Genomic DNA, 12,386 nt, shown 5'->3' with positions numbered 1-12,386 from the left:
GGCAGGAGGGCGGCGCAACCGGCCGTGAGGCGGATGCGATGGCGCGAATTGTCCTTCTTTCGTCCGCATCGGCCGTTTCGCCGCACGGGCCGTGCGCTATCGTGCCGTCGAGATCGGTTCAGGAGGCAGCGCAATGGCTTGCGATACCGCACTTCTCGTCGTGGACGCCCAGGAGTCCTTCCGGCATCGCCCCTACTTCCGCGAGGAGGGCGTGCCGGCCTACATCGCGCGCCAGCAGGCGCTGGTCGATGGCGCGAAAGCGGCCGGAATGCCCGTTGTCCAGATCTTCCATCTCGATGACACGGGGCCCTTCGCGGAGACGTCAGGACTTGTCAGGCCGCTCGAGCCGCTGCGCATTGCGCCCGATGCAGTGTTCCGCAAGCGTCGCCACAGCGCGCTCGTCGGCACCGGCCTTGACGTCTGGCTGACACGCAACGGCATCCGCCGCGTGATCGTGTCCGGCATCCGCACCGAGCAGTGCTGCGAGACGACGGCGCGCCACGCCTCAGACCTTGGCTATGAGGTCGATTACGTCGGCGAGGCGACGCTTACCTTCCCGATGACCGACGCGGCAGGGCGGGAATGGAGCGCCGCAGACATTCGCGCCCGGACAGAGCTGGTGCTGGCAGGCCGCTTTGCGCGCATCGTCACCGTCGAGGAGGCGCTGGCCGGCCGGCAGGGCGGGGCGGCGGCATGAGCGAGGCGGGGCAGCCGCGGATCATCCCCGTCTTCGTGGTCGTGCCGCCGTGGACGCTGCTGCTCGACATCGCCGGGCCGATGGAGGTGTTGCGGCGGGCGAACCTCGACCAGGAGGCGGTGCGCTTCACTGTCCGCTATGTTGGCCCGGCGCCCTCCGTGACGAGCTCGATCGGGCTCGATCTGGCACCCATTGCGCCGTTGCCGGACAGGCTGCCCGACGGCGCCCTCGTCGTCATATCCGGTTCGGTAGACGAGCCGCTCGGCACGGCCCGCGGCCGGGGCGCCGACGACGCCGCGCGCGAGGCGGAGATCGTCGACTGGCTGAAGCGATCCATCCGGCCCGGCATCCGCCTTGTCTCGATCTGTTCCGGCGCGCTGCTCGCGGCCCGTGCGGGATTGCTCGACGGCCACGAATGCACCACCCATCATGCGACGATCGGCGAGCTGATGCGCCTTGCGCCGGGCGCGCGTGTCCGGGAAAACCGGCTCTATGTGGAGGATGGCGAGCGGCTGACGAGCGCCGGCGTCACGGCCGGCATCGACCTCATGCTCCATCTGGTCGCCCGGGAGGCCGGCCATGCCGCGGCGCTCGCTGTGGCGCGGGACCTTGTCGTCTACCTGCGCCGCGCCGGCGGGGATCCGCAGCTCTCGCCCTGGCTGGAGGGGCGCAATCACATCCATCCCGCCGTCCACCGCGTGCAGGATGCGGTGGGTGCCGATCCCGCCCGCAACTGGTCCGTCGCGGCGTTGGCGAGGGTGGCCGGGACGAGCCCGCGCAACCTCTCGCGGCTGTTCAATCAGCACGCCGGCATGAGCGTGACCGAATATGTGAACCGTATGCGCATCGCCATGGCGCGGGAGCTGGTGATCGGCTCGCGGCTCGACATGGAAACCGTTGCCGAGCGCACGGGATTCTCGTCGGCGCGCCAGCTCCGGAGGGTCTGGAACCGGCTGCACGAGACGCCGCCTACGCGCCTGCGCGCCTCCTTCGGCCCTGGCCTGCGCCGTGAGGACGACGAGCCGCCGGGCACTCGCGCGCGCTTGCGTGCGATGCGGGGTGGTTGAAATGCGGGTCCCGAGCGACGATTTCCGTTATCATGAGTGGCAATCGTCATAGGGCGTTCCGATGACCCCTGCCCAGTGTCGTGCCGCGCGCGCCATGGTGGACCTCTCGCAGGAGGATCTCGCGAAGGCTGCGGCGGTCAGCCTGTCCACGGTGCGCAACTTCGAGGCCGGACGCACCTTGCCCATTGCGAACAATCTTGCCGCCATGCGGCGGGTGCTGGAGGACGCCGGCATCATCTTCCTCGACGAGGGGGCGGCGACAGTCGGCGGGCCCGGCGTACGCCTCAAGGCGCGCCGCAACGACTTCGTGCCACCCGGCGAGTTGACCTCGGAGACTGACAGCTGACCACCTATGGCAGGGCCGTCTGTGCCCCGCGCCGCACACGGAAGTGCGATGACCGGCCGAGCGCCCGGAGCATCGCGAAGGCGCAGGAGAGCGCGATTGCACTGGCGAAGGCCTGGCTCGAGGCGGACGGGAAGAAGTAACAAAGGGCAGGCCGACACAAAAAGCGGAGCGACCGGGCCGGTCGCCCCGCTTCGCGTCGCGCAAGTCTCCCGGCGCGACGTGATGGACAGGCGAGGCCTTCTTGCGGGCCTTGCAGCTCTTGCTGTCGTCGCCTTCTCACAGCCGCCGCGGCAGAGGCATTCCCCGTCGCGGCCGGCCGCTATCTCGCCTGCGGCTCGCCCGTGTGGCGGAAGGGCCGTTCAGAAGAAGGCCTTGAGGCCCACCGTGAGGGTGAGGGCGGACAGCTCCCCGCTCTGCGTGGCCGGGACCGCTCCGCAGCAGATGCCCTGGATCGCCGACTTGGACCTGTCCGGCTCGTAGTACTGGTACTGCGCCTTGCCCGTCAGGAAGATCTGGTCGGCCAGACGGATCTCTCCGCCAAGCGTGGCGCCGGCCATCCAGGTCTGATAATCCGCCTTCGACAGGAAGCTCGTGTGGTAGATGAAGGACGCGTCGGCGGTGACGTTGTTCATCCGCGCCCTGTCGCCGCCGATAGCAAACGGGCTGGCGATGATCTCCGCCATCAGCCGGTAGCTGCCGCCATCGTAAGCGGCGCCGAGGCCGACATAGGGCGTGTGCCACCACAGGTCGTAGGCGGATGACATCGGCAGGGCGGAGAGGTCGCCGAGCACCCCGCTGGGCTCCACGAGGCCGCCGATTTCGTTCAGTCCGACACGCAGGTAGCGGTAGCCGGCCAGGCCCGTAAGGATGAACCCGGCGTTCTCGTAGAAGTTGTATCCGACGGAGGCGTCGATCTGATACATCCTCGGCAACTTGGCCTTGTCGTTGCGCCAGTTGAGCCGCGTACGGCAGCCGCGATCGCACACGATGGCGTCGGTGTAGGATTCGGATGAGACGCCGGACCACGCCAGGGTCCAGCCGGAAAGGCGCAGATCGAAGCTGTTCCAGCGATAGCTGACGGTCGCTCCGACGATGCCGGCATCGCTGATCTTCCACCGCGTATGGGCGAATTTCTCGCCGCAGCAGTTGAAGGCATTCTGCTCAACGCTGCCGACAAGGTAGCCGGTAAACAGTTCGAAAGTAAAGTTCGAGCTGAGCGGCACCTGTATAGGTGGCGGTGAAGTGAAGAACGGCAGGTCTGCCGCCAGTGTCGTGCCTGGAAACAAGGCGATCGATGCTACACCGGCAAGTAAATGTCTTCTGGAACGTGATGTAAGCACGGAACCCTCCCGCTGCGCCGTTTTATCTGCAGGCTAGAAGGGCCGCTTGAGTCTGCACAATCAGAAGTTGTCTGTTGATATCTTGTTAATATTAAAGGTCGCAGGTGGCTAGAGTTCCGTCAGCAGGATGTTCGTCTCTGTGTGGGTGACGCCGCGGATGGAACGGATTTCCGTCAGCACGCGGTCGAGCGTGGCGAGGTCGCTGGCGTGGATCTCCACCACGACATCCCAGCGTCCGTTGGTGGAGTAGATGCGCGCCACCTCGGGAATGCCGCGGATGGCGGCGATGACCGGGCGGTTGTCAGTGGCGCGGGCCTCGATCATCGTCAGCGCCCGCACGGGCACGGTCTCGACATCGCTGCGCAGCCGCGCCGTGAAGCCGACGAGGACGCCCCGGCTGATGAGGCGGTCGATGCGGTTCTGCACCGTGGCGCGTGAGACGCCGAGGATGCGCGCCAAAGTGGCCGCCGGCATGCGCCCGTCCTTGCGCAGGAGGTCGATGAGGCGGCGGTCGATCTCGTCAAGGTCGGCCATGTGGCGAAACGCTACCTTTCCCTGTCGTTATGTCAGAAGAATGGCATATCGTAACACATTGCTGCCTTTTCGTTAGAGAAACCGGCTCCCACCTTCCGGCCAGAGTCGATTCTGGCAAAGGGGGACGACGAGGGTGAAGGAGATTGCAGGGCCGCGGGATATTGGCCTTCTCGGCATTCCTCTCGAGGCCGGCGGCGCCGTTGCCGGCACGCTGATGGGCCCGGCCGCCCTGCGCACGGCCGGCCTTGCGGCGCGGCTGACGGCGCTCGGCCACCGGGTGTACGACCACGGCGACGTGACGCCGCTGGTGGTTGCGGATCGCGACCTGCCGGAAGCACTCGTCGCGCGCTGCCGCAACGCGGGCACCGTCGCCGGCTATGTCCGGGCGGCGCACGAGCGGGCGCTCGCCATCCTCGAGGCTGGCCAGGTGCCGGTCTTCATGGGCGGCGACCACAGCATTTCCATGGGCACCGTGAGCGCCGTCGCGCGACATTGTGCGGCGACGGGGCGTGAGCTCGTGCTGCTGTGGCTCGACGCCCATGCCGACTTCAACACGCCTGTCACCACGCCCTCCGGCAACATCCACGGCATGCCGGTTTCCCTGCTGTGCGGAGAGGAGAGCCTGCAGCCGGTCCTCGGCGGGCATCGCTTCCCGCCGCTCGACGCAAGGAACGTGCATCTCTTCGGCCTGCGCTCCATCGACCAGGAGGAGCGGCAGGCTATCGCCCGGCACGGCCTCGACGGTGTCGACATGCGCCTGATCGACGAGTTTGGCGTCTCGGTTCTGCTGCGCCGCATCCTCGCCGGGCTCGATCCGGAGCGCACGCACCTGCACGTCAGCCTCGACGTCGATTTCCTTGACCCTGAGGTTGCGCCCGGCGCGGGCACGCCCGTGCCCGGCGGCGCGACCTACCGCGAGGCCCATCTCGTGATGGAAATGCTGCACGACAGCGGCCTCGTCGGCTCGCTCGACATCGTCGAGCTCAATCCCTTCCTCGACGAGCGCGGACGCAGCGCGGTCGTGCTCGCCGAGCTGGCGGCGAGCCTCTTCGGACGCTCCGTGCTCGACCGGCCCACCGGCCAGCGCAGCGTCGCCCGCGCCGCCGCAACCTTTGCGGAGACCACATCATGACCATGCGCGCGGCCGATTTCATCGCTCTCGAACAGGCGCTCGGCGCCCACAACTACAAGCCCCTCGACGTCGTGCTGGCGCGCGGCGAGGGCGTGTGGGTGTGGGACGTGGAAGGGCGACGCTATCTCGACTGCCTGTCGGCCTATTCGGCCGTCAACCAGGGCCACTGCCACCCCAGGATCCTCGCCGCCATGATCGAGCAGGCGAAGAAGCTGACGCTGACCTCGCGGGCGTTCCGCAACGAGCAGCTCGCGCTGTTCTACGAGGAGGTCGCCGCGCTCACCGGCTCGCACAAGGTGCTGCCCATGAACAGCGGCGCCGAGGCGGTGGAGAGCGCCATCAAGGCGGTGCGCAAGTGGGGCTACGAGGTCAAGGGCGTGCCGGAGGGGCAGGCGGAGATCATCGTCTGCGCCAACAACTTCCACGGCCGCACCATCGCCATCGTGGGCTTCTCGACGGATCCGGACGCGCGCGGCGGCTTCGGCCCGTTCGCGCCGGGCTTCCGCGTCGTGCCCTTCGGCGATGCGGCCGCCTTCGAGGCGGCGATCACGCCCAACACCGTCGGATTCCTCGTCGAGCCTATCCAGGGCGAGGCGGGTGTCATCATTCCGCCGCCGGGCTATTTCAAGCGTGTGCGGGAGCTGTGCACCCGGCACAACATCACGCTCATCCTCGACGAGATCCAGACGGGCCTCGGCCGCACGGGCAAGCTCCTGGCCGAGGAGCATGAGGGCATCGAGGCGGATGTCACCCTCATCGGCAAGGCCCTGTCGGGCGGCTTCTATCCGGTCTCGGCCGTCCTCTCCAACTCGGAGGTGCTTGGCGTGCTCAAGCCGGGCCAGCACGGATCCACCTTCGGCGGCAATCCTCTCGCCTGCGCCGTTGCGCGCACTGCGCTCAACGTGCTTACGGAGGAGGGGATGATTGAGAACTCGGCCGTCCAGGGCGCCTATTTCCTCAAGGCGCTCGCCGGCCTGCGCAGCAACGTCGTGCGCGAGGTGCGCGGGCGCGGTCTCATGATCGCCATCGAGCTTCACCCGGAGGCTGGCGGCGCCCGCCGCTACTGCGAGGCGCTGCAGGCCCGCGGCGTTCTCGCCAAGGATACGCACGAGCACACCATCCGCCTCGCTCCGCCGCTCGTCATCCGCCGCGAGGAGATCGACTGGGCGATGGAGCAGATCGAGCCCGTGCTCACCGGCTCCGTCTGAGGCGGGGCGCCCGTTCCATGCGGACGGGGCAGGGGCCCGCGCGCGGCGGCCCATTGCGCAGGGCCGCCGTTTCCGCAAGAACGGCCCTCCGGGGTTCAAACGGGGATTCGCTCAGATCATGAAGACGTTCGATGCTGCCGCCGTCCGTGCCGCCCTGCCGTGGCCGGGCCTCATCGCCGCCCTCGAGGAGATGTTCGCGACGGGGGCCGAGGTGCCGCAGCGCCAGAGCTTCACAGTCGCCAACCCGAAGGGCGAGGATGGCACGCTGCTCCTGATGCCGGCCTGGATCGGCGGCGACAGCATCGGCGTTAAGGTGGTCACGTTCTTCCCCGGCAACACGAGGCTTGGCCTTTCCACAATCAACGCCGCCTACCTCCTCTTCGACGGGGCCGACGGCCGCCTGAAGGGCGTTTACGAGGGTGACGAGCTCACCGTGCGCCGCACCGCGGCGGCCTCGGCGGTCGCCGCCAAGCGGCTGGCGCGTGCCGATGCCCGCCACCTGCTCGTCGTCGGCACCGGCCAGCTCTCCGCCAACATGGCGGCGGCCCACGCGAGCGTGCGCTCGTTCTCCCGCATCGAGATCTACGGCCGCAATCCGGACAAGGCGGCGGCCATCGTCGCCGCCCTCGCGCAGGAAGGGCTGAAGGCCGAGGTCTGCAAGGATCTCGCCGCGAGCGCCGCAGCGGCGGACGTCATCTCCTGCTGCACCAGCGCGACGCAGCCGGTGGTCAAGGGCGCATGGCTCAAGCCTGGCGCCCATCTCGACCTCGTCGGCGGCTTCAAGGCCGACATGCGCGAGTGCGACGACGAGGCGGTGAAGCGCGCGAGCCTGTTCGTCGACCTGCGTCCGGGCGCCGTCCTTGCCGGCGACCTCGCCCAGCCGCTGGCCGCGGGCATCATTGCCGAGAGCGACATCCGCGCCGACCTGAAGGAACTCGTCACCGGCGCCCATCCCGGCCGCACGCGTGAGGACGAGATCACCCTCTTCAAGTCCGTCGGCTACGCGCTCGAGGATCTCGCGGCGGCGCGCCTCATCCGGCAGCGGGGCTGATCGACGGTCGCCTGCCCTTGACGGCAGGCGGCGCGCCTCCCACCTCTTGCGCCGTGGGGACGACCCCGCCCCGGCTCGTGCCGGGACCTTCCCGGCCGGGACGCCCCTGCCGCCACACCGCCCGACGTTCAGGTGCGGGCGGACCAACGACAGGACCATGCCTCATGGCTTGGATCTATCTCCTCCTCGCGGGGCTCTTCGAGGTGGGCTGGGCCGTCGGCCTCAAGTTCACCGAAGGCTTCAGCCGCCCGCTGCCGACGGCGTTCACGATCGTCTCGATGGTCGCGAGCCTGGGCCTCCTCGGCCTTGCCCTCAAGAACCTGCCGCTCGGCACAGCCTATGCCGTGTGGACCGGTGTCGGCACGGTGGGCACGGTGATGCTCGGCATCATGCTGTTCGGCGAGGCCGCAGATGCGCTGCGGCTCGCCTGCATCGGCCTCATCGTCGCCGGCATCATCGGGCTGAAGCTCGTCACGCCCGCCGCCTGATCGACGCGGGGCGGCGTGAGCGCCCGCCAGCCCCCTCCGCAGGGTCTTCGTTTCAGCCTTCCACGACGACGATATGCACGCGGCGCGGGCCGTGGGCGCCGAGCAGCAGCGTCTGCTCGATGTCGCCGGAGCGCGAGGGGCCCGTCACGAAGTTCACCGTGCGCGGCATCTGCCCCTTGCCGTAGGTGAAGCGGATTCGGCCCCACACCTCCTCATAGTCGCCGGCGATATCCCTGGCGTTGACGACGACGATGTGGTTGTCGGGCAGGAAGTTGAGGGTCGTCGGGTTGTCCTCGCCCGAGACGAGGACGAGCGTGCCCGACTCGACCACGCCGGCGAAGGCGTGGCTGACGCCGTTGAGGTCGCTCCCGCTGCTCGGCCCCTTTGTGATCTCGAGCGAGGTTTCGCCCCACGGCATGGCGGCGAGCCGCTCGTCCGCGCCCATGCGCACCGCGGCCGGCAGGTTGTGGCGGCGCAGGTAGTCGGTAACCGCCGCCGGCACAGCATTCGCCGAGGCGACTGTGGTGACGGTGGCCTGCGCCCGCTCCGCCTCGGCCCTGAAAAGGGCGATGCGCTCGGCGCCCGTCACCTGGCCGCGGGCGGGGATGATGCCTCTGGGCGCGCGCTCGATGCGCTCGTCCACCGCGCTGCGGCGTGGCGCCTCCGTGCCGGTGACACCGAGCGAGCGGCGGATGTTGGCGAGGATTTCGGCGCGGGCGTTGCTCATGGGCTGTTCGCTCCCGGAAACGTCACTGGCTCAGGCCACCTTGCGGTTGGCGCGCTCCTTGCGCCAGCGCTCCTGGAAGGAGGCCCCCTGCGGGGCAGGGAAGTCGCGATAGCGCGTCCAGCCGCCGGCGCCGGGCAGCCAGCTCAGCCGCCCCTTGCCGGCGCCGGCGAAGGCGAGTGCACGCATGGCGAGGCTGGTGGCGATGCGGTAGAGCGTCGGGCGGCGCGCGAAGTAGCCCCAGACCGAGAGGCCCGAGCGGACGGTCGCTGGCGTGAGGTGGCGCTCGAACTCGCGCTCGCGCCAGTGGCGCATCATCTTCGGCAGCGGGATGCGCACGGGGCACACGCTCTCGCAGCGGCCGCAGAAGGTGGAGGCGTTCGGCAGGTGCCCGGCCTTGTCCACGCCGATGAGGCTCGGCGTCAGCACCGCCCCCATGGGCCCGGGATAGACCCAGCCATAGGCGTGGCCGCCAACGGCGTGGTAGACGGGGCAGTGGTTCATGCAGGCCCCGCAGCGGATGCAGCGCAGCATGTCCTGGAAGTCGGTGCCCAGCATCGCCGAGCGCCCGTTGTCGACGATGACGACGTGGTACTCGTTCGGCCCGTCGGGGTCGCCCGGCCGCCGCGGCCCGGTGGAGAAGGTGGTGTAGACCGACATGTCCTGCCCGGTCGCCGAGCGGGCAAGCACGCGCAGGATCTGCGATACGTCCTCAAGCGTTGGCACCAGCTTCTCGATCGAGGCCAGCACGATGTGCGCCTTGGGCAGGGTCTGCGTCAGGTCGCCGTTGCCCTCGTTGGTGACGATGATCGAGGTGCCCGTTTCCGCGACGAGGAAGTTCGCCCCCGTGATCCCGACATCGGCGGCGAGGAAGCGCTCGCGCAGCACCTGGCGCGCCTCACCGAGGAGCGTCACCGGCTCGGACAGGTCCCGGTCCTTGTCGAGGCCCTTGTGCACGCGGCGGAAGTCAGACGCCACCTGCTCCTTGGTGAGATGCACGGCCGGTGCGATGATGTGCGACGGCGGCTCGTTCCTGAGCTGGATGATGTATTCGCCGAGATCGGTCTCCACCGCCTCCATGCCGAGGCTTTCGAGATGGGCGTTGAGCCCGATCTCCTCGGCAATCATGGACTTGCCCTTGGTGACGGTCTTCGCCCCGAGGCGCTGGCAGATGGAGCCGACGATGTCGCACGCCTCCTTGGCCGTGCGCGCGAAGTGAACGTGCCCGCCGGCCGCCGTCACCGCCTGCTCGTAGCGCTCGAGATAGAGGTCGAGGTGCGCGAGGGTGTGGTTCTTGATGTCCCGCGCCGAGTCCCGGAGCGCCTCGAACTCGGGCAGACGCTCCGCCGCGTGGACGCGCTTGTCGATGAAGCCCTGCCGCACATTGCCGAGCGCTTTCTGCAATTGAGCGTCGCCGAGCGCCTGGCGGGCGTTTTCCTTGAACTTCGGGGAAGTGGGGTGAAGGGTCATGTCTTTGTCCCTCGGGCGGTCAGCATATCAGAAGGCTGGACCGCGCGCGTCAAGCGCGACGGGCGAGGTAAAGGCAGGGCTGGAAGAAGCGGAGGAAGCGGGCAGGCAGGGTATGGACGGGCAGACGGGAGATCGCACGCGGCCTCCCGTCTGCCCGGTGGCGGTTTGCCGCTCCCCTCTGTGGAGCTGTTGGCCGTCCGTTCTTGTCGTTGTCGTGCGGCCGGTAAAATTCCCTCGTCCCTGATGCCGTTGCCCCTGAAACGACGACAACCAAAGTCGCACCACGGGACGGCGCCCGCGACAATTCGCCTTTCGTCTAATAGGGCGTGATGCGCCGGGGATCACGCGCTCTCGCTCCGCCGCGCCGGTGCGGCTGCGATGGGCGCGTCGTCCGTCATGCCGGCGAGCACCTCGGCCACGTGCCGCACCTTCGTCGCCTTGCCCTCGCGGGCGAGCTTGCCGGCCATGTTCATGAGACAGCCGAGATCACCCGCCAGCAGGGTATCGGCGCCGCTCTCGGCGATGTTCTCCGTCTTCTTCGACACGATGGCGTCGGAAATCTCACCGTATTTGACGGCGAAGGTACCGCCGAAGCCGCAGCACACGTCGCTTTCCCGCATCTCGACGAGTTCGAGGCCCTCCACCGTCTTCAGCAGCTTGCGCGGCTGGCGGGCGACGCCAAGCTCGCGCAGGCCCGAGCAGGAGTCGTGGTAGGTGACGCGGCCCTCGTAACGCGCCTCGACACGCTCGACCTTGAGCACGTCGACGAGAAAGCTCGTCAGCTCGTGGGTGCGGGCGGCGAGGTCGGTCGCGCGCGGCAGCCAGTTGGGGTCGTCGCGGAAGAGCTCGGGGTAGTGCTTGCGGATCATGCCGGCGCACGAGCCCGAGGGGGCGACCACATAGTCGAAGCCGCGGAAGTTCTCGATCACTTGCTCGGCGAGGGCGCGCGTCGTGCGCCGGTCGCCGGAGTTGTAGGCGGGCTGGCCGCAACAGGTCTGCACCGGCACCTCGACGGTGCAGCCCGCGTCCTCCAGCAGCTTCACGGCGGCAAAGCCGACCGAGGGCCGCATGAGATCGACGAGGCAGGTGACGAAAAGGCCGACGCGCGGCCCGGGGCGGGCGACTTCGGCGGTCACGGGCGAATCTCCCACGAGCGGCTCCCGGGGTTCAGCTTCGAGACGTTCCAAACGGTTCGAGAACATGACGAACCGTCGTGCGGGTTGCAAGCCGCCTCCTTGTGCCGCACGGCAGCCATCCGCCCGTTGCAGGGCTCGCTCACGCCATCTCGTCGGGCAGACCGAGGCCGGCGTCCCAGTATGGCTTCGGCCCGTAGAGCGCGGCGAGGAAGTCGATGAAGGCACGCACCTTCGGCTGCAGGTGGCGCCGGCTCGGATAGACAGCATAGATGCCGACCCGGCTCACCCCGCGCCAGCCCGGCAGCACGACCTCCAGCCGCCCGTCCTCCAGCTCCGGACCGATGTCCCAGGTCGAGCGCAGCGCGATGCCGATCCCGGCGAGCACCGCCTCGCGCACCACCTCGCTCGAGTTGGTCCTCAGCGGGCCGGCGACCTTGACGGAAACGAGGCCCTGCGGTCCCTCCAGACGCCAGTGGTCTGCATTATGGGCGAGGAGGGCGTGGCGAGAAAGCTCCTCGATGCTCTGCGGCCTGCCGTGCGTGGCGAGATAGCCGGGCGTGGCGCAGAGCAGGCGATGGTTTGGGGCGAGGCGGCGTGCGACGAGGCTCGAATCAGTGAGGTCGGCGATGCGCACGGCGAGGTCGAACCCTTCCGCCACAACGTCGACGAAGGCGTCCGACAGTTCGAGATCCACCGTCACGCCCGGATGCTCGTCAAGGAAACGCTTGATATGCGGGGCGATGTGCATGCGTCCGAAGGAGGTGGGCGCCGAGACGCGCAAGAGGCCCCGCGCCGTCTCCGCACCGCTGGTCGCCCAGCTCTCCGCCTCCTCGACTGCCGCCAGGATGGCGACGACCCGCTCATAGAAGCCCTGGCCGATGTCCGTCAGCGCGATCTGGCGCGTCGTGCGCTGCAGCAGGCGCACGCCCAGCCGCTCCTCCAGCCGCCGGATGCGTTTGGAGATCACGGCCGGTGACAGGCCGAGCTCGCGCCCTGCCGCCGACATGCCTCTGGCCGCGACCACGCGGGCAAAGACGTCGAGATCACCGAGATGGTCCACCGCGCGTATCCACTTTTTCCGAAAGCGAAACAATCTTGCTGCTTTCGGTCGCGCTGGCAAAGGGTTGTCAATCGTCTAAAGTGATTCTCAATAAGATTTGCACCAATCCCTCGCCCACGCCGGAGAGGGGGCG

Annotated in this window: 13 protein-coding genes; 7 read left to right on the top strand and 6 right to left on the bottom strand. The window is 68.6% G+C overall.

Annotation, left to right across the window (positions count from 1 at the left end):
* Positions 1-133 precede the first annotated feature (133 nt).
* From HNQ73_RS11190 to HNQ73_RS11180, 3 genes are all read left to right on the top strand, one after another.
* A complete protein-coding gene (locus HNQ73_RS11190; protein ID WP_183334915.1) occupies positions 134-697 on the top strand; it encodes an isochorismatase family protein in 564 nt (187 codons plus the stop codon).
* Entirely contained in the window at positions 694-1,764 is a 1,071-nt protein-coding gene (locus HNQ73_RS11185; RefSeq protein WP_183334914.1) for a GlxA family transcriptional regulator, read from the top strand. The genes HNQ73_RS11190 and HNQ73_RS11185 overlap by 4 nt, the downstream gene beginning before the upstream one ends.
* Before the next feature lie 61 nt (positions 1,765-1,825).
* On the top strand, positions 1,826-2,110 hold the full coding sequence (locus HNQ73_RS11180; RefSeq protein WP_244650112.1) for a helix-turn-helix domain-containing protein: 285 nt from the start codon (positions 1,826-1,828) through the stop codon (positions 2,108-2,110).
* Between the two features lie 359 nt (positions 2,111-2,469).
* Here HNQ73_RS11180 and HNQ73_RS11175 read toward each other — a convergent pair whose 3' ends face one another.
* Both HNQ73_RS11175 and HNQ73_RS11170 read right to left on the bottom strand, forming a co-directional pair.
* Positions 2,470-3,333 (bottom strand): omptin family outer membrane protease, encoded by an 864-nt coding sequence (locus tag HNQ73_RS11175; RefSeq protein ID WP_183334913.1) that lies wholly within the window; start codon positions 3,331-3,333, stop codon positions 2,470-2,472.
* A 225-nt stretch (positions 3,334-3,558) separates the two neighbouring features.
* Positions 3,559-3,984: an Lrp/AsnC family transcriptional regulator gene (locus tag HNQ73_RS11170; protein WP_183334912.1), complete on the bottom strand. Its 426-nt coding sequence runs from the start codon at positions 3,982-3,984 to the stop codon at positions 3,559-3,561.
* Between the two features lie 133 nt (positions 3,985-4,117).
* Between HNQ73_RS11170 and rocF the strand changes: the two genes are divergently transcribed.
* The 4 genes from rocF (at position 4,118) to sugE (ending at position 7,863) form a co-directional block, all read left to right on the top strand.
* Positions 4,118-5,116 (top strand): arginase, encoded by a 999-nt coding sequence (gene rocF, locus HNQ73_RS11165; protein WP_183334911.1) that lies wholly within the window; start codon positions 4,118-4,120, stop codon positions 5,114-5,116.
* A complete protein-coding gene (rocD, locus tag HNQ73_RS11160) occupies positions 5,113-6,324 on the top strand; it encodes an ornithine--oxo-acid transaminase (protein WP_183334910.1) in 1,212 nt (403 codons plus the stop codon). The genes rocF and rocD overlap by 4 nt, the downstream gene beginning before the upstream one ends.
* A 118-nt stretch (positions 6,325-6,442) precedes the next feature.
* Positions 6,443-7,375: a bifunctional Delta(1)-pyrroline-2-carboxylate/Delta(1)-piperideine-2-carboxylate reductase gene (gene lhpI, locus HNQ73_RS11155; protein WP_183334909.1), complete on the top strand. Its 933-nt coding sequence runs from the start codon at positions 6,443-6,445 to the stop codon at positions 7,373-7,375.
* Positions 7,376-7,539: 164 nt separating this feature from the next.
* Entirely contained in the window at positions 7,540-7,863 is a 324-nt protein-coding gene (sugE, locus tag HNQ73_RS11150; protein ID WP_183334908.1) for a quaternary ammonium compound efflux SMR transporter SugE, read from the top strand.
* A gap of 52 nt (positions 7,864-7,915) precedes the next feature.
* On the opposite strand, the gene HNQ73_RS11145 is transcribed toward sugE, so the two are convergent.
* From HNQ73_RS11145 to HNQ73_RS11130, 4 genes are all read right to left on the bottom strand, one after another.
* Positions 7,916-8,590, bottom strand: a complete 675-nt coding sequence (locus HNQ73_RS11145) for a LutC/YkgG family protein (protein WP_183334907.1) — start codon at positions 8,588-8,590, stop codon at positions 7,916-7,918.
* Positions 8,591-8,620: 30 nt separating this feature from the next.
* A complete protein-coding gene (locus HNQ73_RS11140) occupies positions 8,621-10,057 on the bottom strand; it encodes a LutB/LldF family L-lactate oxidation iron-sulfur protein (RefSeq protein WP_183334906.1) in 1,437 nt (478 codons plus the stop codon).
* 341 nt (positions 10,058-10,398) lie between these two features.
* Complete coding sequence (locus HNQ73_RS11135) at positions 10,399-11,193, bottom strand: (Fe-S)-binding protein (protein ID WP_183334905.1); 795 nt, start codon at positions 11,191-11,193, stop codon at positions 10,399-10,401.
* Between the two features lie 139 nt (positions 11,194-11,332).
* Positions 11,333-12,253, bottom strand: coding sequence for a LysR family transcriptional regulator (locus HNQ73_RS11130; RefSeq protein WP_183334904.1), 921 nt, complete (start codon positions 12,251-12,253; stop codon positions 11,333-11,335).
* Positions 12,254-12,386: the final 133 nt, after the last annotated feature.

Origin of the sequence: Chelatococcus composti (assembly GCF_014201415.1) — a bacterium.
In the GTDB taxonomy this organism is placed as follows: domain Bacteria; phylum Pseudomonadota; class Alphaproteobacteria; order Rhizobiales; family Beijerinckiaceae; genus Chelatococcus_A; species Chelatococcus_A composti.
This window is presented reverse-complemented; position numbering and strand designations above follow the sequence as displayed.

Coding starts and splice junctions, on each gene's coding strand:
- HNQ73_RS11170 (WP_183334912.1), bottom strand. CDS start 3,984: ATGGCCGACCTTGACGAGATCGACCGCCGCCTCATCGACCTCCTGCGC.
- HNQ73_RS11190 (WP_183334915.1), top strand. CDS start 134: ATGGCTTGCGATACCGCACTTCTCGTCGTGGACGCCCAGGAGTCCTTC.
- lhpI (WP_183334909.1), top strand. CDS start 6,443: ATGAAGACGTTCGATGCTGCCGCCGTCCGTGCCGCCCTGCCGTGGCCG.
- sugE (WP_183334908.1), top strand. CDS start 7,540: ATGGCTTGGATCTATCTCCTCCTCGCGGGGCTCTTCGAGGTGGGCTGG.
- rocD (WP_183334910.1), top strand. CDS start 5,113: ATGACCATGCGCGCGGCCGATTTCATCGCTCTCGAACAGGCGCTCGGC.
- HNQ73_RS11180 (WP_244650112.1), top strand. CDS start 1,826: ATGACCCCTGCCCAGTGTCGTGCCGCGCGCGCCATGGTGGACCTCTCG.
- HNQ73_RS11185 (WP_183334914.1), top strand. CDS start 694: ATGAGCGAGGCGGGGCAGCCGCGGATCATCCCCGTCTTCGTGGTCGTG.
- HNQ73_RS11145 (WP_183334907.1), bottom strand. CDS start 8,590: ATGAGCAACGCCCGCGCCGAAATCCTCGCCAACATCCGCCGCTCGCTC.
- HNQ73_RS11140 (WP_183334906.1), bottom strand. CDS start 10,057: ATGACCCTTCACCCCACTTCCCCGAAGTTCAAGGAAAACGCCCGCCAG.